Below are 19,281 nucleotides of genomic sequence, written 5' to 3'. Positions count from 1 at the left end.
ACCGACCCTAGGCGCCGTTCGGATGCAGCAGATAGTGCACGACGGGAGCCAGACCTTCGAGCGGCGGCGCGCCGGCCACGACGCGGGCGGCGCTGGCCCAGGGATAGTCCAGGCCCAGCAGCCATCCGAACACCGCTTCGGTGTCGTGCGCGGGCAGCGTCACCATGGTTTCGATGGTGATGACGAGGTTGCTGGCGCGATAGGGCTCGGGCTGGAATTCCCAGTCATAGCGGCCACAGCCCACGCGGACGTTACCCGTGGCCTTTTCCGTCATGCCCACGATCCAGTCGCACTGGTAGTCGGGCAGGCGCGCGCCAGCCTCGGGCCGCGCCAGGTAGAACGTGTAGACGTTGTCGTAGGTCTGGCCGAACTTGCGCACCAGCGTATCGGTGATGGCGGCCAGGCCGTGCGACTCGGGCGGAAAGGCGATGGCCTGCGTGCGCAAGGCCATCTTCAGCACGGCGTCCGGCGCGAACGCGCGCGCCATGTAGTGCGGGCGGTTCTCGTCCTTGGCGTGAAAGTAGTCGCGCAGGACGGATTCGGTACTGGCGGGAGTCAACGCATGGGTGGGCATTGCGGGGCTTCCGTTGTGGTCTGGTGAATGGATGGCCTCAGGCCTTGATCTGTTCGAACCACTTCGAGACATTGGGTGGTTCGTACATGGCGTAGCGGTCCAGCAGCAAAGCAGGGTCCTCTTCCACCACCAGCATGTCGCGATGCTGGGGGCGGATGAATTCTTCCTCGACCGCATGGTCCACGAACTGGACCAGCGCGTCGTAGTAGCCGGCAATGTTCAACAGGCCGCAGGGCTTCTGGTGCATGTTCAGCTGGGCCCAGGTCCAGACTTCAAAGAACTCTTCCAGCGTGCCCGCGCCGCCTGGCAGCGCGATGAAGCCGTCGGCCTTTTCCATCATCATGGCCTTGCGCTCGTGCATGCTCTGCACCAGGTGCAGTTCGGTCAGCCCGCGGTGCGCCTGTTCCTTCTTCATCAGCAGTTCCGGGATCACGCCGATCACGCGGCCGCCGGCGGCCAACACCTCATTGGCCACCACGCCCATGATGCCCACGACCGAGCCGCCGTACACCAGTCCCAGATCGCGCCGCACCAGTTCGCGGGCCAGCACGCGGGCCTGCTCGATGTAATCCGGCCGGGCGCCCGGGTTCGAGCCGCAATACACGCAAATGTTCTTCAGAGTCATAGATCTTCGGGTGATGCCTATCCCGTTACAGATTGCGTCACGGGTTTTCGGGAAGCCCATAGTTTACGCAAGGTTCGAAAACCGGTTTCGCCGGGCAATTTGGAGGGGCGCAGGCAATGTTTGGACACAGCATGTTCGGCCACGATCGGTAGACTGGGTTGTACGGAGAGACTGGAAGCCCAGTGTCGCAGTGCTTTCACTTAACCAAGAGGAGCCACGATATGGAACAAGCAACCCGTACCCACGCGCAGGCGAGCCGCCCGTTCGACATGGACGTGAAGGCCATACGCGCCAAGGCGCGCAAGGACATCGAGTCCGGCGCCGTGACCGACACTTATCGCGCCGACCGCCAGACCGTGTTGAAGCTGCTGAATGAAGCGCTGGCTACCGAGATCGTCTGTGTGCTGCGCTACAAGCGCCATTACTTCATGGCCCGGGGACTGAACGCCGAGCCCGTGGCCGCGGAATTCGCCGAGCACGCCACGCAGGAACAGGACCATGCCGACCGGCTCTCGGAACGCATCGTGCAGCTGGGCGGCGAGCCCGACCTGTCGCCCAAGGGTCTGTTGGAGCGCAGCCATTCTGAGTACGTCGAAGGCACCTCGCTGGAGGACATGATCAAGGAGAACCTGATCGCCGAGCGCATCGCCATCGACAGCTACCGCCAGATGATCGAGTACATCGGCGAACAGGACACCACCACGCGCCGCCTGCTGGAGGAAATCCTGGCGGTGGAGGAAGAGCACGCCGACGACATGTCGGACTTCCTGGCCAAGCGCTAGCGGGCGCGGCGCGCCGCCCGGGCATCGTGGCGGCGCGCGGCCGCGTCCAGCGCCGCATGATGGGTCTCGGCCCACCGGTCCAGCGCGATCAGGGCCACGTTCAGGGACTGGCCCAGTTCGCTCAGCCGGTAGTTCACGTGAGGCGGCACGGTGCCCAGGTCCTCGCGCAGCACCAGGCCGTGGCGCTCCAGTTCCTTGAGCGTCTGCGTCATGACCTTTTGCGAAATCCCGTCCAGCCTGCGCAGCAGCTCGTTGTTGCGCATGGGGCCATGCTCCAGCGCAGGCAGGATCAGCGGCACCCATTTGCCGGCGATCAGTTCCAGGGCGCGGCGCGACGGACAGGCGGCGTCGAACACGTCGCCCGCGGGCGTGGAGGCGGAAGGCTTTTTCATAGTTACCAAAAGGTGCGTACTTGTCGTACGGTAACTATAGTCTCTAAGCTAGCCGTTCCCTAGTCCTGGCAGGAGGCCGCAATGGCCTGGTTGATTCTGGTCGCCGCGAGCGCGGTGGAAATCGTGATGGCCCTGGCCTTGAAGTATGCCGATGGCTGGACGCGTTTGTGGCCCAGCGTGATCGGTATCGCGGCCGCGCTGGGCAGCGTGTTCTTGCTGACCTTGGCCATGAAGCAGCTGCCCGCAGGCACTGCCTATGCCATCTGGACCGGCATCGGGTCCGTGGGCATCACCGTGCTGGGGATCATGCTCTTCGGGGATTCGCCGTCCGCCGCCCGCCTGCTGTGCATTGCGATGATCGTGGGCGGGGTGGCTGGGCTCAAGCTGCTGGAAGCTTGAGCCCAGCACGCGGCGGGCGCCGCGCGCGGGACCGGGCTCAGATCGCGTCGGCCCAGAGGTCGTATTCGTCGGAATCGGTGACGCGCACGCGCACCAGATCGCCCGCCTTCAGGGGCTTGTCCGAGCTGACGTAGACGCAGCCGTCGATCTCCGGCGCGTCGGCGCTGCTGCGGCCCACGGCGCCGTCTTCGTCCACTTCGTCGATCAGCACGTCGATCTCGCGGCCCACCTTCCTGGCCAGGCGGGCGCTGGAGATCGATTGCTGCAGCTCCATGAAGCGTTCCCAACGTTCCTGCTTGACCTCGTCCGGCACCGGATTGTCCAGCAAGTTCGCGGGTGCGCCTTCCACCGGCGAATACTGGAAACAGCCCACGCGGTCCAGCTGCGCTTCCTGCATCCAGTCCAGCAGGTACTGGAAGTCTTCCTCGGTTTCCCCGGGGAAGCCGACAATGAAGGTCGAGCGTATCGTCAGATCCGGGCAGATCTCGCGCCAGCGCTTGATGCGGGCCAGGGTCTTGTCCTCGAAGGCCGGGCGCTTCATGGCCTTCAGGATGCGCGGGCTGGCGTGCTGGAACGGAATGTCCAGGTAGGGCAGGATCTTGCCCTCGGCCATCAGCGGAATGACTTCGTCCACGTGCGGGTACGGATACACGTAGTGCAGGCGCGTCCACACGCCCATCTCGGACAAGGCCATACAGAGTTCGGTCATGCGGGTCTTTACCGGACGGCCGTTCCAGAAACCGCTGCGGTACTTCATGTCCACGCCATAGGCGCTGGTGTCTTGCGAGATCACCAGCAATTCCTTCACGCCCGCCTTGACCAGGCGCTCGGCTTCGCTCAGCACGTCACCCACCGGCCGGCTGACCAGGTCGCCGCGCATCGACGGGATGATGCAGAAGCTGCAGCGGTGATTACAGCCTTCCGAGATCTTCAGATAGGCGTAGTGGCGCGGCGTGAGCTTGATGCCTTGCGGCGGCACCAGGTCCAGATAGGGGTTGTGGTCCTTCTTGGGCGGCGCGGCCTGGTGCACCGCGCGCACCACCTCTTCGTATTGCTGCGGGCCGGTCACGGCCAGCACGCTGGGGTGCACGTCGCGGATCACCGATTCCTCGACGCCCATGCAGCCGGTCACGATGACCTTGCCGTTCTCGGCCAGGGCTTCGCCGATGGCCTCCAGCGATTCCGCCTTGGCGCTGTCGATGAAGCCGCAGGTATTGACCACGACCACGTCGGCATCGTTGTACTCGGGCGTGACGACGTACCCTTCGGTCCGCAGCTGGGTCAGGATGCGTTCGGAGTCGACCAGGGCTTTGGGGCAGCCCAGGGATACGAAGCCCACGCGCGGGGTTCGGCCGTCGGCGTTGGCCGCGGCGATAGTGTCGGCCAGGGCGGAGGTGGCGGACGCGTTCGCGTCAGCGCTGTTGGCCTTGCCGGGGCCCTTGCCAGGCCGGGAGGTTTCGAGGATTTCCAATGTCGTTCACCAAAAAAACGCGCGGCAAGCGTGTCGCGCGGCGGATGTGTTTTTCATGTCGGGCGAGGCCGGGGCGGCTGGCCTCAAGATTCAGCGTGTTCGTTGGCGGGCCACGGGGGCAGCTCTCGCAGGGTCTCGGGGTGCAGCATTGCTACCTGTAGCAGGGTCTTTGCCGCACCCGAGGGGGTGCGCCGTCCTTGCTCCCAATCTTGCAGCGTGCGCACGCTCACGCCCAGCAGCTCAGCGAAATCCGTTTGCGGCAGGCCCACGCGATTGCGTGCTTCGCTGATATGCGACGCCTGCCACGGTGCGCTGCGCGCCGTCGGGGCAGCATTCTTCATGGCTCTTCAAAAGTCGGGTGGCGCCTGTGCGGCGTCCCAGGGGGTCATGCCGTCGCACCATGATGGGGGCGAAGGCGAATTTTTAATTATACGGCATTGCCGTAGGCCAGGTGCGGCAGGGCCGAGACTTGATGGACCATGGCGCACCTCCTTCCCCGGCGGTGGACACCTTCACTCTGCGAGAAGGTCAAGTCGATCGCGAATGCTGACTGCTCCAATACACATCTGACAAGCCCAGCCGCCGGTTCGCGTCGCGAGCCAGCACGAACATCAGATCCGAAAGCCGGTTGAGGTACTGGCGCACCGTCGGGTTGAGACTGCCGGTGCGCGCCAGCGCCACTACCGCGCGTTCGGCGCGGCGGCAGACGGTGCGGGCCATGTGGAATTGCGCCGATGCGCGCGAGCCGCCGGGCAGAATGAATTCCTTCAGGGGCGGCAGGGCGGCGTTATAGTGCGCCAGGCGGCGGTCCAGATGGGCGATCTGTGCCTCGTCCAGCGCGCGATGCCCGGGGATGCAGAGCTCGGCGCCCATGTCGAACAGGTCGTTCTGGATGGCGTGCAGATCCGCCGCTACGTCGTCGGGCAGATTTTCGGCAAGCAATACGCCGATGACGCTATTCAGTTCGTCCACATCGCCCAAGGCGGCGATGCGAGGGGCGTCCTTGGGCGTGCGCGAGCCGTCGCCCAGTCCGGTGGTGCCGTCATCGCCGGTGCGGGTGGCGATGACGGATAAGCGGTTGGCCATGGTTTCCTTCCTGGGTCGGGCCGCGCGCGGCGCGCGCAAGCGTCTGACGGGGCCGCGCCCTTTGTCTTAGATGGAACGTCCGCCGTCGACCGGGACTTCGACGCCGGTCAGGAAGCGCGCTTCGGCGCTGGCCAGGAATACGGCCACGTTCGCCACGTCGTCGGGATCGCACATCCGGCCCAGCGGTATCGTCGACACGAAGCGGGCCCGGTTTTCGGCATTGTCGGCCACGCCCATGAAGTCGTTGAGCAGCCCAGTGGGCGCCATGACCGGCGAAATGAGATTGACGCGGATGCCGTCCGAGGCGAGTTCGGCGGCCATCGACTTGGTCATGACCCTGACCGCGCCCTTCGAACTGTTGTACCAAGTCAGGCCGGGACGCGGCCGGATGGCGCCCACCGAGCCTACATTGATGATCACGCCGTCCTTCTTCTCCCGCATCAGGGGAATGACCGCCTGTGCCATGAGATAGATCGACTTCACGTTGACCGCGAAAACGCGGTCGAAGGTCGCTTCGTCCACATCCAGCATGGGCTGGTTGCGGTGCGTGGTGCCGGCGTTGTTGATCACCACGTCGGGCGCGCCGAAACGTGCCACGCAATGGCGCACCATAGCCTGCACCTGGTCGCCGTTGCTGACGTCGCAGGCGACGGCGCTGCCGTTTTCGCCAAGCTCCTTGGCGACCCGCTGGGCGGCTTCGAGATTGAGGTCGGCGAGGACGACCTTGGCGTTTGCCTTTGCATAGGCGCGGGCGATGGCGGCACCGAAGCCGCTGCCCGCTCCCGTGACGATCGCGATCTTGTTGCTCAATCCGGACATGATGGCATTCCTTATGCGTAGTGTTGAACAATGGTCTTGGTCGTACTCATTTCTTCCAGGGCGACAAACCCCTTCTCGCGGCCGTAGCCGCTTTTCTTGACGCCGCCGAAGGGCAGTTCCACGCCGCCGCCCGCGCCGTAGCAATTGATGAATACCTGGCCGCTGGCGATACGCTGCGCCAAGCGGGACTGGCGGCTGCCGTTCTCCGTCCAGACGCCCGCGACCAGGCCGTAGTCCGTCGCATTGGCCAGCCGGACGGCGTCGTCCTCGTCACTGAACGGCATGACTGAAAGCACCGGGCCAAAGACTTCCTGGCAGGCCAGGCGGTGTTCACGGGGGACCGGGCCGAACAAGGCCGGCTTGACGAAGTACCCGCCGGCAGGCAGGCCTGGCGCCAGGTTGCCTTGCGCAAGCATCGGCACGCCCATGGCGGTAGCCTCGGCGATGAAGGCCTGCACCTTGTCGCGTTGCCGCGCGTTGATCAGCGGACCGCAGTCCAGATCCATCTGCGGCGTGCCGGCCTTCAGCTCGGCGTAGCGGGTCGCGATGATATCGACGAAGCGGTCATGAATGCTCTGTTGCACCAACAGGCGGCTGCCGGCGGAGCAGGTCTGGCCCGCGTTCTGGACGATGGCCCGGACGATGATGGGCGCGGCCTTGGCCAGGTCCGCGTCGTCGAATACGATTTGCGGCGATTTTCCGCCCAGTTCCAACACGCAGGGCACATGGTTGCGCGCGGTGGCTTGCTGGACCTGGATGCCGACTTCCGGGGACCCGGTGAAGGTCGCGAAGTTGATGCCGGGGTGCGCGGTCAGCGCCGCGCCGGCTTCCGCGCCATAGCCCGTCACGATGTTGAGCGCGCCAGGCGGAAGGCCGGCTTGCAGCGCCAGCTCGCCCAGCTTCAGGACGGTCAGGCAGGCATCCTCGGAGGGTTTGACCACCGCCGCGTTGCCCATGGCCAAGGCCGGCGCCAGCGTGCGTCCCATCATTTGCGCGGGATAGTTCCAGGGAATGATGTGGGCCGTGACGCCATGCGGAATGCGGACCACGCTGACGTTGTAGCCGGACAGGTAAGGAATGGTCTGCCCGTGTACCTTGTCGGCCGCGCCGCCGTAGAACTCGAAGTAGCGGGCCACGGCCCCGGCGTCCGCGCGCGCCACGGACATGGGCTTGCCGGTGTCGCGCGCTTCCAGGTCGGCCAGTTCTTCGCCATGGTCCAGGATGAGTTGGCCCAGGCGTTGCAGGATCCGGCCGCGTTCGGTCGCCGTCATGCTGCCCCAGGCGCCTTCCACCGCCCGCCGCGCCGCCGCGACCGCCAGGTCCACGTCCGCCGCCCGGCCGCGCGCGATCCGCGTGAAGGCCTCCCCGCTGCAGGGATCGATGACATCTATTGTTTCGCCGTCGAGCGCATCGACCCACCGGCCGTCGATCAACAATTTGTTCACGCGCCGCTCCTTGATGTTGAGACGGCGGCAGCGGCCTCGAAGGCGCTGCCGCCCGCAGCCGCACGCCGTCAGGCTTGCGAACGGATGCCTTCGGGCTCGACTTCGCTCATGAACTTGGGATCGTTGTAGTGGTACAGATCGTCCAGGTAGGGCACGAAGAAGTCGTAGAAGGAGCGGGAGTCGTACTTGGCCTTTTCGCCCGGTTTGACACAGGCCGGGATGGGGCCGACGTTGGCGTCGTCGTCGGGGTAGAAGAAGAACGTGAGCGCGTAGCGCTTCATCGGCGGATTGACCACGCGGTGCGGGGTGGCGATGAAGCGGTCATTGGACAGGCGGTTGAGGACCTGGCCGGTGTTCACGATCAGCGCGTCCTTGACGTAGGTCACGTTGAGCCATTCCTTGGAAGGCGTCATGACCTGCAGGCCCGGCACCGGCGTCATCGGCAGCAGCGTCAGGAAGCTGCCGTCGGAGTGCGGGGCCAGGGCGTACTGGCCTTCCTCCATGCGTTCTTCCGGATGGTAGTAAGCGCAGCGCTGGTAGTACTCGGGTGCCTTGAACATGTCGTTGAAATACTCGGCCGGGAGATCCAGCGCCCGCGCATAGATCGGCAGCAGCTTGGTCGCGAGCGCCTCCATGGAGGTCTGGTAGGTGAACAGCGTCTTGCGGAATTCTGGCAGGCTTTCGGGCCATTGGTTCAGGCCGCGGTGCCGCACATTGGCGACGACCTTGGGATCGTCGGCCGTGCGGTTGCGCATGAAGAGCCACGCGGCATTGGTGTCCTTCTTGGTATTGAGCGCGATCTTCTCTTTGATGGCGGTCGATTGCAGGATCGATGCCTTGGGCGGCAGATAGCCCTGGTGGTGGAAGCCGACCCGGTGCCTGAGCTTTTCTTCCATCGGGATCTCGAAGAGCTGGGCGGTCTGGCGGAATGATTCGTCGATGAGTTCCTGCGGAATGCCATGGTTGACGATGGCGAAGAAGCCCAGGTTTTCCTGGATCCAACGCACGTCGGCCGCCAACTGTTCGAGCGCGCCGGGTTCGCCGGCCAGATAGGGGCCGACGTCGAGAATTGGCAGGCCCTTACCGCTTTCGATGGCTTGCCTGACGTTTTCCGAAGCGCTTACCTGATTCACTGAAGTAGTCATGATCCATGTCTCCTTGATGTATTGGTAGTTACCAAACCACTCTGGTCTTCAAACACTCGGACGGCGTTTTCATCAGTTCCAGAACTTGCACTTGGATTCCGCCTTGGAGGCAAACGCCTGCTCTCCGGGAATCATCTGCACCTGCTTGTAATAGTCCCAAGGCCCCTTGGATTCGGCCGGGCTCTTGATCTCCATGAGCCGCAGATCGTGGACCATGCGGCCGTCCTCCCGGATGTAGCCGTTTTGCGTGTACATGTCGTTGATTTTCTCTTTCCGCATCTGCGCCATCACGTCCTCGGCCTGGCTGGTGGCCGCGTGCTGGACAGCCTGCAGATAGTGCAGCGTGGCCGAGTAGCTGGCTGCCTGCATGCTGGTGGGCATCTTGTTCATCTTCTGCTGGAAGCGGGCGGCCCAGGCGCGCGATTTATCGTCCGAGTCCCAGTACCAGGCTTCGGTCAGGTTGATGCCGCGGGTCTGCTCCAGCCCCAGCGCATGCACGTCGGTGATGAACAGCATCAAACCCGCCAGTTTCATCGACGAAGACAGGCCGAACTCGCTCGCGGCCTTGACGGAGTTGATGGTGTCGGCGCCGCCGTTGGCCAGTCCCAGGACTTGCGCGCCCGAGGCTTTGGCCTGCAACAGGAAGGACGAGAAATCGGGGGTGGACAGGGGATGGCGCACGCTGCCCAGCACGCTGCCGCCATTGGCCTTGACGACCTCCGTGGTCTCTTTCTCCAGCGACTTGCCGAAGGCGTAGTCGACGGTCAGGAAGTACCAGGTCTTGCCGCCTTGCCGCGTCATGGCGGTGCCGGTGCCGCGGGCCAGGGCCACCGTGTCATAGAGGTAGTGGACCGTGTACGGCGAGCATTCCTCGTTGGTCAGCTGGGCGGCGACGCCGCCCGTGACGATGACGATCTTCTTTTTTTCCGCCGCGACCGTGGCGATGGCCAGGCTGGTGCCCGAGCTGGGGCCGCTGATGATCATGTCCACCCCTTGGGTGTCGAACCAGCCGCGCGCCGCGGTCGCCGCGACGTCGGGCTTGGCCGAATGATTGGACGTGACGACCTCGATCTTCTTGCCGTGGACCTGGCCGCCGAAATCGGCAATGGCCATCCTGACCGCCTCGGTGATGCCGGCGCCGCCCATGTCCGAATAGATGCCCGACATGTCGGCCAGCACGCCGATCTTGATGACGTCGCCGCTTGCCAGGGCCCAGGCGGGGGCACAGGACGCGAGGCAGAACAGGGACGCCATGACGCGGCGGCCTGGCGACGGAAGCTTGCGCAACGAACAGCGATAGGAAGAAGTTCTCATGCCTGTCTCCTGGGGTTCGGTTCCGCCGGCGTTGTGCCGCCGGTCGGCTGGTCCGTCGCGCCGCGGCGCAGCGCCAGGACCTTCTGCAACTGCGTCGGGTCCGCCAAATTGCTTGCTACCGCAAGGCAGTAATCCCACAGCGTCTCGTCGACGTTGGCGCCCAGCTGTACCGCGTTCGCCAGCCGCAGGACGGCCAGGCGGTCATGCTTGAATCTCACACTGCGTTGCAACAGCGATAGCGCGGCCGAACGCGCGTCCTGCCGCTGCGCGGTCGATGCCTGGGCATGCGCTCCCAGGCGCTGCGTCTTCTTCAACGACCGGATCAGCGCGCGCGACATGGATCAATCCACTTGCGCGCCGGAGGCGCGCACCACTTCGCCCCACTTCAGGGCATCGACCCGCAGGATCTCCGCGAACTCATCCGGCTGCGTGATGTAGGGTTCGGCGCCCTGCGCTGCGAAGCTGGCCGCGACTTCCGGCGTGCGCAGGATGTCGTTCACGTCGCTATTGATCTTTTGGATCAACGCGGGGGGCGTGCGTCCGGGGGCCATGAGGCCGAACCACGGATTGACGTCGAAGTCCTTGAACCCGGCCTGCGCGATGGTTGGAATGCTGTCGAATGCGGCGGCGGGGCGCGCGCTGGTGACGGCAATCGGATAAAGGGTGGCACTCTTGAGGGCGCCGATGACGGAGGGCAGGCTGGTGAACACCACCTGGATCCGTCCTCCCATCAAGTCCTGCAGCGCCGGCGCCGCGCCCCGGTAGGGAATGTGCGTGAGCTTGACACCGGTGGCGGCGTTGAACATCTCCCCCAGCAGGTGATTGACGGAGCCATTGCCGGCCGAGCCGTAGGTGATGTGCGACGTGCGCGCGGCAGCCACGACCGCGGCAACGGTCTTGAACGGCGAGTCCGCCCGGGTCACCATCACGAAGGGCAGGGTGGCCAGCGTGGCGACCGGCGCGAAATCCCGGACAGGATCAAAGGAAAGCTTGCGGTACAGCGCGCCGTTGATGGCTTGGGTGCCGACGTAGCTCATCAGCAGGGTGTAGCCGTCGGGCGCGGCGCGCACGACCAGTTCCATACCCACATTGCCGCCCGCGCCGGCGTGGTTTTCCACCACTACTGGTTGGCCCCATTTGGCCGTGAGCTTCTGGCCGATGATGCGGGCCAGCACATCGGAGGCGCCGCCCGGCGTCTGCGGGACGATGATCCTGACAGGCTTGTCTGGAAATGCGGCGTCCGCGCCTGCAGCCGGCGCGGCGATGCAGACGGCGGTCAACAGCGATGCGAACAGGCGTGTGAGCATGACGGGTCCCCGGGGGTCAAGAATCGAGCGTGGCGCCGGCTGCGGCGAGTATCCGGCTCATCTGCTGGCGTAGTGGGGCGTCGAACAAGCCATCGTCCGCGTGCGAGATGGCATGTGCGATGCGCATTTCGAGCATGCGCCGCAGCCGGTAGCGCAGCCGCTCGGCGCGCAGGCGCTGGCGCCGTGCCGGGTCGGTGGCGCGCCAGGCTTGATGCCGGTCTATGGCTTCCGATAGCGCCTGGATCGAGTCCGGTTGCGTGGACGAGGCCAGCAGCACCGGCGCGCGCCACGCTCCCTCCGGTTGCCGGTTCACAGCGGCGATGCGCTGTATGTCGGTGGCCATTCTTTTCGCGCCCGGCAGGTCCGCCTTGTTCACGACGTAGATGTCGGCCATTTCCATGATGCCGGCCTTCATGGCCTGGACCATGTCGCCGCTTTCGGGCAGCAGGACCAGCACCAGCGTGTCGACTTGCGCACGGGCTGCATACTCGGCCTGGCCGATGCCGACCGTCTCCAGAAGCACTTCGTCGAAACCGAACTCGTCCATGATGTCGAGCATCTCGGGCAGGTTGTCGGCCAGCCCGTCGCAAGTGCGGCGCGAACCCAACGAGCGGATGTACAAGTCGCCGATGCCGGCCAGGTCGTCCATGCGCACGCGGTCGCCCAGGATGGCGCCGCCGCTCTTCGGGCTGCTCGGATCGACGGCCAGCACGCCCAGCCGTCCCTGCGGCGCGCGTTCCAGCGCCAGGTGTCCGACCAGGGTGCTCTTGCCGGCGCCGGGAGCTCCTGTGATGCCGATCCGCCGGGCGGCGTGCGACGTCGCGTCGCGCAGCGCGAAGCGCGCAACTTCAGCAGCGTCGGCGTTGGCCATGCGCGTGAGCGCGCGGCTCAGCGCCCAGCGGTCCAGGGGCGGGGCGCTCATGTCCTGACCCTGCCCAGCACTTCGTCGCCGTGCTCGTCCAGCAGCGGGGGCAAGCCATAGGCAGGGGCATACCCATGGAAGCGGATCGGGCTGGCCACGGCCTGCAGCGGCAGGCGGCCATCGCCCAGTGCCACGACCAGTTCGCGGGCAGCGGTGATGTCGCTGGAAAGCGCCGCATTCAAGGTGCCGACCTCGGCCACCACCACGCCTAGCGGGCTCAGGCGGCGCACCCACGCGCTGGCGGGCGCCTGGCGGAGCACTTGCGCGATGGCGGCGATGACCTCGGCCCTGTGCTTGCGACGTCCCGCCATGGTGGCGAACTTCGGGTCCGCGATCCATTCGGGGCGACCGATTTCGCCGCAGAAGGTCTGCCAGAATTTGTCGTGGGTGATGAACAGCGTGAGCCAGCCGTTCGCCGTCGCGAAAATCTGCGCCGGCACTACATAGGGGTGCGAGGAGTCCGCCAGGCGCTCTATGGTTTCGCCCGCGTTCAGCGCCGCGCCTGCCAGGTAGTTGAGCTGCGAGAGCATGACGTCGTACATCGCCACGTCGACCTGGCCGCCCTGGCCCTGCACGATCTTGGCCAGCAGTCCTACCGCGGCCACCAGGCCGGCGGAGTTGTCGACCGCCGAATAGCCGGCCTTGGTGGGCGGCGCGTCGGGGTCGCCGGTCAACGCCATGACGCCCGTCATCGCCTGGATGACATAGTCGTAGGCGGGATTGTCCGCGTAGGGGCCGTCCAGTCCATAACCGGTCAACGCCACGCAGACCAGCCGTTCGTTCCAGCGCCGCAGCGCGTCGTAGGTGAGGCCGAGCTTGCGGATGGCCGAAGGCCGCAGGTTGGTCACCAGCGCGTGCGAGGTTTCGACGATGCGCCCCAGCGCCGCGCGACCCTCGTCGCCGGCCAGGTCGAGCACCACGCTCTTCTTGTTGCGGTTCAGGCTGGCGAAGTAGGCGTTGTGCGGGCCCACGAAATGGGGGCTGACGCTGCGACCGATATCGCCTTCGGGCGTTTCGATCTTGATGACCTCGGCGCCCATGTCGGCCAGCATCAGGCCGCAATAGGGGCCGGCCAGCATGTGGCCGACTTCGACGATCCGGATCCCCGCGAGCGGCGCGTTCATGACAGGCTCTGCGCCAGGGCCCGGACCATGTCGTCCAGCGGCATGTCTGCGGTGAAGATCGCCGCCACGCCCAGTTCTTTCAGGTAGGGCCAGTCTTCGGCGGGAATGGTGCCGCCCACGAAGACCTTCACGCCGTGCGCCCGCAGTTCACGCAGCTGCGCCATGACCTCGGCGACCAGCTCTCGGTGGCTGCCGGACAGGATGCTCAGGCCGACCGCGTCCACGCCTTCGTCCACCGCGACCTGCGCGATCTGCAGCGGGCTGCGGCGCAGGCCGGTGTAGATGACTTCCGCGCCTGCGTTGCGCAGTGTCAGCGCGACGATCTTGGCGCCGATATCGTGGCCGTCCAGGCCGGGCTTGCCGATCAGGATACGCTTGGCCGCCAGGGCGGCAGAGGTCTGTTGGGCGCTCATAGATTCACCGGCTCCTTGAATTCGCCCCACTTTTCCTTCAGGCGCTCCACCATTTCGCCCACGGTGGCGTAGGCGTGGCAGCACTCCACGAGGTAGGGCATGATGTTCTCGTTGTCCTTGGCGGCCACGGCGGAAAGCCGGGACAGCGCGCGGTCGACCTCGGATTGGCGGCGCGTGTCCAGTACCCGTTGGTACTTTTCGAGCGCGCGCTCGGCCACGGTCGGATCCAGCTTGAAGACCTCGCCGACCTTGATCTCTTCGTCCGCCTTCCTGAAGTAGTTCTGGCCGATGATCGCGTTGTGGCCGGAATCGGTGTTGAGTTTGCGCTCCAGGCCGCGCTCGGCCAGGCGCAGCTGGATCCAGCCATCCTCGATGGCTGGAATCACGCCGCCGTAGGCGTCGATTTCGTCCATCACCTTGGTGATTTGCGCTTCCATCCGGTCGGTGTGCTGCTCCAGGAAATAGCTGCCGCCCAAGGGGTCGACCGTGCGGCCTATGCCGCTCTCGAAAGCAATGATCTGTTGCGTGCGCACGGCCAGCTCGGCCGAGAATTCGGTGGGGATCTGGAACGCCTCGTCGAAGGCGCAGGTGAAGATGGATTGCGCGCCGCCCAGCACGGCAGCCATGGTTTCCACCGCCACGCGCACGACGTTGTTGTAGGGCTGGGGCGCCACCAGTGAGGAACCGCCGCACACCACGCCGAAGCGGAAGTGCTGCGCTTTCGGGTCCTTCACGCCGTAGCGTTCCTTCATCAGGCGGGCCCAGAGCCTGCGGCCGGCGCGGAACTTGGCGATCTCGTCGAAGAAGTCCATGTGGACGTAAAAGAAGAACGACAGGCGCTTGGCGAACTTCTCGACGTCTCCGCCGCGCGCGCGCAGCTCCTCCACGTAGGCCAGGCCATTGGCCAAGGTGTAGGCCATTTCCTCGGCTGCCGTGGAACCGGCGTCGCGCACGTGCGCGCCTGCGATGCTGATGGGGTTGAAGCGCGGGGAGACCTCGTTGGAATACAGGATCGAATCCGCGATCAGCCGCATCGAAGGGCGCACCGGGAAGATCCAGGTGCCACGCGCCACGTACTCTTTGAGGATGTCGTTCTGGATGGTGCCGGTGAGCTTTTCGCGCGGAACGTTCTGCTTGTCCGCCACGGCCAGATACATGGCGTAGATGATGGCGGCCGTGCCGTTGATCGTGAACGAGGTCGAGATCTTCGACAGGTCCAGGTCCTTGAACAGGATCTCGGCCTCGCTCAGGTTGGAGAGCGATACCCCCACCTTGCCGATCTCCGGACGCGCCATCGGGTGTACCGGATCCAGGCCGCACTGCGTGGGCAGGTCCAGCGCCACGGACAGGCCGGTCTGCCCTTTTTCCAGCAAGAACTTGTAGCGTTCGTTGGATTCTTCCGCGGTGCCGAAGCCGGAGTACTGGCGTATGGTCCAGAGGCGGCCTTGATAGCCGTCGGGAAAGATCCCCCGCGTGTAGGGATACTCGCCGGGCGCGCCGATGCGGGCGGGATCGACCGCGTCCGCGCCGACGCTGGTGGGGACTTCGATGCCGCTGGGGCTGGTGGAACTCAGTTGCGGTTCCATGTCGCGCGGTTCGCGATTCTGGTCGGCGCTCATTTGGCACTCCTCGCAAGAAACGCGTCGGACGCGCGCCAGTGATCCTCATGCAGCCAGGTGCCGATCGCGTGCTGCCGTTCGACGGTGCGGCGCGCCTCGTACGATGCGCCTTGGCGCCAGGCCGCGGTTTGCGCCTTGATGGCCCGCAGTACCTGCGGCGCGCAGAGTCGCAGCGGCTTGAGGAAGGCCTGCATGTCCGCGCCCGCTGGCCCGTCGGAGACGATGACGTCGGCCAGGCCCCAGTCCAACGCCAGCGGCGCGTCTATCAGTTCGCCGCGGCTCATCATGCGCATGGCGCGGGCGCCGCCGGCCAATTGGCACAGATCGACGCCGCCGCCCCACACGGACGAGATGGCCAGACGCGCCTGGATGAAGCCGATGTGCGCGTGGCTGGCCAGCATGCGCATGTCGCAGGCCAGGGCCAGCTCGGCGCCGCCGCCGATCGCGTCGCCGTTCAGGTAGGCCAGCACCGGTACAGGGCAGTTGCGCACTGCGTCCAGCGCGGCGCGGGATTGTTCGGCCATGTCGATGGCTGCGGCTTCTTCGCGCACGTCGGCCAGTTCCACCAGATCGCCGCCCGCCGCGAAGAACCGGTCGCCGGCGCCGGTCAGCACGACGAAGCGCGTATCCTTGCGCGCGCCCGCCGCCAGCACTGCCTGGCCGAGTTCGGTGAGCACCGTGCGGGCAAGCGCGTTGTGCTTGTGCGGCCGCTCGATGGTGACCCACACTTCGCCGCCTGCGCGCTCCTCTACCGCGATGTCCTTGTTCGTCTGCACGCTTTCTGATCTCCGTCGAGGTGTATTGCGTGCTGAGGATGGTATGAAGCAAAATATTCGGGAACAAGGACAGTTGTTCGGTATTACGAACAAAATCCTGCGGCAAATCGGGAACGGAACGGATTTATCGGATTTATTCAGCGGGCTGAATTTCGGCTATCCCACTTTCCATGAAGGAAGCGCCATGTCTGGAGTCACGGTGACCGGCGTCGAGCGTGTGCTTGACGTCTTTGAAGCGTTTCAGGCCAACGAACGGCCTTTATCGCTGACCGACCTGGCCGAGGCGGCCGGCATTCCCAAGAGCACCTGCCATGCCATCGTTTCGACGCTGACGGCGCGCGGCTACCTGTACACGCTGAACCGTCCGCGCACGCTGTATCCCACCAAACGCATGTATGACGTGACGAGCGACATCCTGGCCAAAGACCCGTTCATCGAGCACGTCACCCAGGTCCTGGAGCGGCTGCGCGATTCCACGCGCGAAACCGTGATCCTGGGCAAGCGCCTGGGCGAATCGGCGATCTACCTGCAGGTCATCGAGGGGCTGCACTCCATCCGCTATTCGGCCAAGCCCGGGGAGTTCAAGCCGCTGCATTCGAGTTCCATCGGCAAGGCCTTCCTGGGCACCCTGAAGGAGCGCGAGCTGCGCGCATGGCTGGAAGACCAGCAACTCGCCGCGATCACGCCGGAGACCAAGACGGAGCATGCGGCGCTGATCCAGGACATTCTGGAAAGCCGCAAGAACGGCTATTTCGTGACCCGGGGCGAGAACGTCTACGACGTGTGGGCAGTCGCGACGACGCTTACCATCAACAACGAGACGCTGGCCGTGGCGGTTGCCGGACCCAAGCACCGCATGGAGGGCAACGTGGCCGAGTGTGCCAAGCTGCTGGTGGCGACCTGCAGCTTTTTGTCGCGACAGCTGGGGCGGGCCTAGCGGGCGGCCTCGCCGCGGGGAAAACCGCTCAAGGCGCGCTGCGCCGGTACAAGGCCAGGGTCCCCGCCAGCCCAATCAGCAGCCCCCCGCAGACGCGGTTCAGCCAGCGCAGGCCGGCGCCCTGGAAGGCGCGCACCATCTGGGCGCCTAGCGCGGCGTAGGCCAGCATCACGGCGATGTTCATCAGCGCCATGATGCTGGCCAGCACGGCGTATTGCGCCAGCAGAGGGGCGGCCGGATTGATGAACTGGGGCAGGAAGGCGGACATGAACAGCAGCGCCTTGGGGTTGGTCAGCGCCACCGCGAAGCTGCGCAGGCCTAGCGCCAGGCCGGCCGGACGCCGGGCGTCCGCCTGGGCGGCAGGCATGACCAGCGCCGCGTCCGAGCGCAGCATCTTCCAGCCCAGATAGGCCAGATAGGCCGCGCCCACCCATTTGATGAGCTGGAAGGCGATTTCGGACGCCGCCAGCACCACGCCCAGGCCCGACGCCACCGCGCCGATCAGGACCAGGTCGGCCAGTACCGCGCCGGCCATGCCGCAGCAGGCCGCGCGCACGCCGTGGCGCGAACCGTTGCTCATGGCGAGCAGGACGGTGGGGCCTGGCGTGATGATGGTGACGGCCGAGGCCAGGATGAAGAGCAGCAGGGTGGCGAGGGTCATGAGGGGCTCCGTGGCTGGGGCCAGTGTGCCGTGACGGCCGCCATTCGTCCAGGTCCGGCTACCATAGCGGTCTTATCTCCTGAATTTGCATCATGTCCACGCGTTCCGACTCCCCCAATCTGGCCCCTCCGCTGTCCTCCGTCCTGCTTTCCAGCGCGGAGGTGGTCGAGGGCGTGCTGGACGGCCGCTCCCTGACGGACGCGCTGGCCGGCGTGGAATCGTCCTTGCGGCCCGCCACGCAGGCCGTGTCGTTCCATGCGATGCGCTATCTGGGCTGGGCCGACGCCGTGGGCCGCGAGATGGTGCAGCGCTATCCCAGCGTGCTGTTCGAATCGCTGCTGCTGGTGTCGCTGACCCTGCTGAAGGAAGAGGGCGACGCCGCGGCAGCCCTGCCGGGCATGCCGGTCTACGCGGCGCACACGGTGGTGGATCAGGCCGTGACGGCGGCCTCCCGCAGCCGCGCCCTGGCTTCCTATAAGGGCATGCTCAACGCCTGCCTGCGCCGTTTCCTGCGCGAGCGCGCGGCGCTCGAGGCTGCCGTGGCGGATAGCCCCGAGGCCCAATGGAACCACCCCGGCTGGTGGGTCAAGCAGCTGAGCGTGGCTTACCCGCGCGAGTGGCGCGAGATCCTGGCCGCGGCCAACCTGCCAGCGCCGCTGACGCTGCGCGTCAACCGCCGCCGCGCCAGCCGCGAACAGGTGTTGGCCGCCTTCCAGGCCGTGGGCCTGGCGGCCGAGCCCGTGGGCCAGTCCGGCCTGGTGCTGGCCACGCCCAAGCCGGTGGCGCAATTGCCCGGTTTTGCCGAGGGCTGGTGGTCGGTGCAGGACGCCGGCGCGCAGCTGGCGGCCGAGCTGCTGGCGCCCGCCGATGGCATGCGGGTGCTGGACGCCTGCTCGGCACCCGGCGGCAAGACCGCCCACCTGCTGGAGCTGGCCGATATCGACCTGCTGGCGCTGGATGCCGATGCCGACCGGTTGGCCCGCGTCGGGCAGAACCTGGACCGGCTGGGCCTGGCAAGCGACCGTGTCCAATTGAAAGCGGCGGATGCGGCGGACCTGGACGCCTGGTGGGACGGCAAGCCGTTCGACGCGGTGCTGGCCGACGTGCCCTGCACGGCCTCGGGCATCGTGCGCCGCCATCCTGATATCCGCTGGCTGCGGCGCGAGAACGACGTGCGCCGCACGGCCACCCTGCAGGCCAGCATCCTGGACGCGCTCTGGCGCACGGTGGCGCCCGGCGGGCGGCTGCTCTACGTGACCTGCTCGATCTTCCCGATCGAGGGCACGCGCCAGGCGCTGGAGTTCATGCAGCGCCATCCGGAGGCGCAGCGGCTGGACGCGCCCGGCCAATTGCTGCCAGTTGCGGTCGATGCAACACCTGCGGCGCAGCGCGACGGGTTTTTCTACGCCTTGTTTGCCAAGCAGTCCTGAATCGCCAAGAATAGGGGGCATGACGTAGTTCCGGTGCCGT

At 66.0% G+C, this 19,281-nt stretch carries 22 protein-coding genes; 4 read left to right on the top strand and 18 right to left on the bottom strand.

The annotated features are described in order from the left end of the window. Positions 1 to 7: 7 nt before the first annotated feature. Together NGK62_RS09685 and NGK62_RS09680 are read right to left on the bottom strand one after the other, a co-directional pair. A complete protein-coding gene (locus NGK62_RS09685) occupies positions 8 to 574 on the bottom strand; it encodes a hypothetical protein (protein WP_118933583.1) in 567 nt (188 codons plus the stop codon). A 37-nt stretch (positions 575 to 611) separates the two neighbouring features. Then, complete coding sequence (locus NGK62_RS09680; protein ID WP_059378237.1) at positions 612 to 1,199, bottom strand: LOG family protein; 588 nt, start codon at positions 1,197 to 1,199, stop codon at positions 612 to 614. A 221-nt stretch (positions 1,200 to 1,420) separates the two neighbouring features. Between NGK62_RS09680 and NGK62_RS09675 the strand changes: the two genes are divergently transcribed. Further along, on the top strand, positions 1,421 to 1,981 hold the full coding sequence (locus tag NGK62_RS09675) for a ferritin-like domain-containing protein (RefSeq protein WP_059378234.1): 561 nt from the start codon (positions 1,421 to 1,423) through the stop codon (positions 1,979 to 1,981). Here NGK62_RS09675 and NGK62_RS09670 read toward each other — a convergent pair. Further along, positions 1,978 to 2,373: a winged helix-turn-helix transcriptional regulator gene (locus NGK62_RS09670; protein ID WP_059378232.1), complete on the bottom strand. Its 396-nt coding sequence runs from the start codon at positions 2,371 to 2,373 to the stop codon at positions 1,978 to 1,980. The two genes, NGK62_RS09675 and NGK62_RS09670, sit on opposite strands and share 4 nt — an antisense overlap. 81 nt (positions 2,374 to 2,454) lie before the next feature. Between NGK62_RS09670 and NGK62_RS09665 the strand changes: the two genes are divergently transcribed. Further along, the gene (locus NGK62_RS09665; protein WP_059378230.1) at positions 2,455 to 2,772 is read left to right on the top strand and encodes a DMT family transporter; all 318 of its coding nucleotides are present in this window, start codon (positions 2,455 to 2,457) and stop codon (positions 2,770 to 2,772) included. 37 nt (positions 2,773 to 2,809) lie between these two features. Here the strand turns inward: NGK62_RS09665 and rimO are convergent, their stop codons facing one another. The 14 genes from rimO to NGK62_RS09595 all read right to left on the bottom strand — a co-directional run bounded on the left by rimO (position 2,810) and on the right by NGK62_RS09595 (position 16,213). After that, positions 2,810 to 4,147, bottom strand: coding sequence for a 30S ribosomal protein S12 methylthiotransferase RimO (gene rimO / locus NGK62_RS09660; RefSeq protein WP_059378353.1), 1,338 nt, complete (start codon positions 4,145 to 4,147; stop codon positions 2,810 to 2,812). A 179-nt stretch (positions 4,148 to 4,326) separates the two neighbouring features. Then, positions 4,327 to 4,584, bottom strand: a complete 258-nt coding sequence (locus NGK62_RS09655) for a helix-turn-helix domain-containing protein (protein ID WP_059378228.1) — start codon at positions 4,582 to 4,584, stop codon at positions 4,327 to 4,329. A 187-nt stretch (positions 4,585 to 4,771) separates the two neighbouring features. Continuing rightward, a complete protein-coding gene (locus tag NGK62_RS09650; RefSeq protein WP_251878204.1) occupies positions 4,772 to 5,329 on the bottom strand; it encodes a cob(I)yrinic acid a,c-diamide adenosyltransferase in 558 nt (185 codons plus the stop codon). 66 nt (positions 5,330 to 5,395) lie between these two features. Further along, positions 5,396 to 6,148, bottom strand: a complete 753-nt coding sequence (locus tag NGK62_RS09645; RefSeq protein WP_118933580.1) for an SDR family oxidoreductase — start codon at positions 6,146 to 6,148, stop codon at positions 5,396 to 5,398. 11 nt (positions 6,149 to 6,159) lie between these two features. Then, positions 6,160 to 7,593, bottom strand: a complete 1,434-nt coding sequence (locus NGK62_RS09640; protein ID WP_251878202.1) for an aldehyde dehydrogenase family protein — start codon at positions 7,591 to 7,593, stop codon at positions 6,160 to 6,162. Between the two features lie 68 nt (positions 7,594 to 7,661). Beyond that, entirely contained in the window at positions 7,662 to 8,738 is a 1,077-nt protein-coding gene (locus NGK62_RS09635; RefSeq protein WP_118933578.1) for an isopenicillin N synthase family dioxygenase, read from the bottom strand. Positions 8,739 to 8,810: 72 nt separating this feature from the next. Then, a complete protein-coding gene (locus NGK62_RS09630) occupies positions 8,811 to 10,052 on the bottom strand; it encodes an ABC transporter substrate-binding protein (protein WP_059378218.1) in 1,242 nt (413 codons plus the stop codon). Further along, positions 10,049 to 10,390 carry a hypothetical protein gene (locus NGK62_RS09625; RefSeq protein WP_059378216.1) on the bottom strand — a complete coding sequence of 114 codons (342 nt, stop codon included), beginning with the start codon at positions 10,388 to 10,390 and terminating at the stop codon, positions 10,049 to 10,051. The genes NGK62_RS09630 and NGK62_RS09625 overlap by 4 nt, the downstream gene beginning before the upstream one ends. 3 nt (positions 10,391 to 10,393) lie before the next feature. Then, positions 10,394 to 11,359: a Bug family tripartite tricarboxylate transporter substrate binding protein gene (locus tag NGK62_RS09620; protein ID WP_059378214.1), complete on the bottom strand. Its 966-nt coding sequence runs from the start codon at positions 11,357 to 11,359 to the stop codon at positions 10,394 to 10,396. A gap of 16 nt (positions 11,360 to 11,375) precedes the next feature. Further along, entirely contained in the window at positions 11,376 to 12,281 is a 906-nt protein-coding gene (locus NGK62_RS09615) for an ArgK/MeaB family GTPase (RefSeq protein WP_059378213.1), read from the bottom strand. Beyond that, positions 12,278 to 13,405, bottom strand: coding sequence for a CaiB/BaiF CoA transferase family protein (locus NGK62_RS09610; RefSeq protein ID WP_251878200.1), 1,128 nt, complete (start codon positions 13,403 to 13,405; stop codon positions 12,278 to 12,280). Before NGK62_RS09610 ends, NGK62_RS09615 begins: the two co-directional genes overlap by 4 nt. Continuing rightward, positions 13,402 to 13,818 carry a cobalamin B12-binding domain-containing protein gene (locus NGK62_RS09605; RefSeq protein WP_118933575.1) on the bottom strand — a complete coding sequence of 139 codons (417 nt, stop codon included), beginning with the start codon at positions 13,816 to 13,818 and terminating at the stop codon, positions 13,402 to 13,404. Before NGK62_RS09605 ends, NGK62_RS09610 begins: the two co-directional genes overlap by 4 nt. Beyond that, positions 13,815 to 15,437: an acyl-CoA mutase large subunit family protein gene (locus NGK62_RS09600; RefSeq protein WP_118933574.1), complete on the bottom strand. Its 1,623-nt coding sequence runs from the start codon at positions 15,435 to 15,437 to the stop codon at positions 13,815 to 13,817. Before NGK62_RS09600 ends, NGK62_RS09605 begins: the two co-directional genes overlap by 4 nt. Continuing rightward, positions 15,434 to 16,213 carry an enoyl-CoA hydratase/isomerase family protein gene (locus NGK62_RS09595; protein ID WP_251878198.1) on the bottom strand — a complete coding sequence of 260 codons (780 nt, stop codon included), beginning with the start codon at positions 16,211 to 16,213 and terminating at the stop codon, positions 15,434 to 15,436. The genes NGK62_RS09600 and NGK62_RS09595 overlap by 4 nt, the downstream gene beginning before the upstream one ends. Positions 16,214 to 16,397: 184 nt before the next feature. Between NGK62_RS09595 and NGK62_RS09590 the strand changes: the two genes are divergently transcribed. Then, entirely contained in the window at positions 16,398 to 17,150 is a 753-nt protein-coding gene (locus NGK62_RS09590; RefSeq protein ID WP_059378207.1) for an IclR family transcriptional regulator, read from the top strand. Between the two features lie 28 nt (positions 17,151 to 17,178). On the opposite strand, the gene NGK62_RS09585 is transcribed toward NGK62_RS09590, so the two are convergent. After that, positions 17,179 to 17,811, bottom strand: a complete 633-nt coding sequence (locus NGK62_RS09585) for a LysE family translocator (RefSeq protein WP_251878196.1) — start codon at positions 17,809 to 17,811, stop codon at positions 17,179 to 17,181. A gap of 92 nt (positions 17,812 to 17,903) precedes the next feature. Between NGK62_RS09585 and rsmB the strand changes: the two genes are divergently transcribed. Next, positions 17,904 to 19,241 (top strand): 16S rRNA (cytosine(967)-C(5))-methyltransferase RsmB, encoded by a 1,338-nt coding sequence (rsmB, locus tag NGK62_RS09580; RefSeq protein WP_118933572.1) that lies wholly within the window; start codon positions 17,904 to 17,906, stop codon positions 19,239 to 19,241. Positions 19,242 to 19,281 lie beyond the last annotated feature (40 nt).

Source organism: Achromobacter sp. Marseille-Q4954, assembly GCF_943737025.1.
GTDB lineage: Bacteria > Pseudomonadota > Gammaproteobacteria > Burkholderiales > Burkholderiaceae_B > Achromobacter > Achromobacter bronchisepticus_A.
This window is presented reverse-complemented; position numbering and strand designations above follow the sequence as displayed.

Coding starts and splice junctions, on each gene's coding strand:
- NGK62_RS09625 (WP_059378216.1), bottom strand. CDS start 10,390: ATGTCGCGCGCGCTGATCCGGTCGTTGAAGAAGACGCAGCGCCTGGGA.
- NGK62_RS09655 (WP_059378228.1), bottom strand. CDS start 4,584: ATGAAGAATGCTGCCCCGACGGCGCGCAGCGCACCGTGGCAGGCGTCG.
- NGK62_RS09600 (WP_118933574.1), bottom strand. CDS start 15,437: ATGAGCGCCGACCAGAATCGCGAACCGCGCGACATGGAACCGCAACTG.
- NGK62_RS09665 (WP_059378230.1), top strand. CDS start 2,455: ATGGCCTGGTTGATTCTGGTCGCCGCGAGCGCGGTGGAAATCGTGATG.
- NGK62_RS09620 (WP_059378214.1), bottom strand. CDS start 11,359: ATGCTCACACGCCTGTTCGCATCGCTGTTGACCGCCGTCTGCATCGCC.
- NGK62_RS09585 (WP_251878196.1), bottom strand. CDS start 17,811: ATGACCCTCGCCACCCTGCTGCTCTTCATCCTGGCCTCGGCCGTCACC.
- rsmB (WP_118933572.1), top strand. CDS start 17,904: ATGTCCACGCGTTCCGACTCCCCCAATCTGGCCCCTCCGCTGTCCTCC.
- NGK62_RS09605 (WP_118933575.1), bottom strand. CDS start 13,818: ATGAGCGCCCAACAGACCTCTGCCGCCCTGGCGGCCAAGCGTATCCTG.
- NGK62_RS09645 (WP_118933580.1), bottom strand. CDS start 6,148: ATGTCCGGATTGAGCAACAAGATCGCGATCGTCACGGGAGCGGGCAGC.
- NGK62_RS09630 (WP_059378218.1), bottom strand. CDS start 10,052: ATGAGAACTTCTTCCTATCGCTGTTCGTTGCGCAAGCTTCCGTCGCCA.
- NGK62_RS09635 (WP_118933578.1), bottom strand. CDS start 8,738: ATGACTACTTCAGTGAATCAGGTAAGCGCTTCGGAAAACGTCAGGCAA.
- NGK62_RS09675 (WP_059378234.1), top strand. CDS start 1,421: ATGGAACAAGCAACCCGTACCCACGCGCAGGCGAGCCGCCCGTTCGAC.
- NGK62_RS09670 (WP_059378232.1), bottom strand. CDS start 2,373: ATGAAAAAGCCTTCCGCCTCCACGCCCGCGGGCGACGTGTTCGACGCC.
- NGK62_RS09590 (WP_059378207.1), top strand. CDS start 16,398: ATGTCTGGAGTCACGGTGACCGGCGTCGAGCGTGTGCTTGACGTCTTT.
- NGK62_RS09615 (WP_059378213.1), bottom strand. CDS start 12,281: ATGAGCGCCCCGCCCCTGGACCGCTGGGCGCTGAGCCGCGCGCTCACG.
- NGK62_RS09685 (WP_118933583.1), bottom strand. CDS start 574: ATGCCCACCCATGCGTTGACTCCCGCCAGTACCGAATCCGTCCTGCGC.
- NGK62_RS09610 (WP_251878200.1), bottom strand. CDS start 13,405: ATGAACGCGCCGCTCGCGGGGATCCGGATCGTCGAAGTCGGCCACATG.
- NGK62_RS09650 (WP_251878204.1), bottom strand. CDS start 5,329: ATGGCCAACCGCTTATCCGTCATCGCCACCCGCACCGGCGATGACGGC.
- NGK62_RS09680 (WP_059378237.1), bottom strand. CDS start 1,199: ATGACTCTGAAGAACATTTGCGTGTATTGCGGCTCGAACCCGGGCGCC.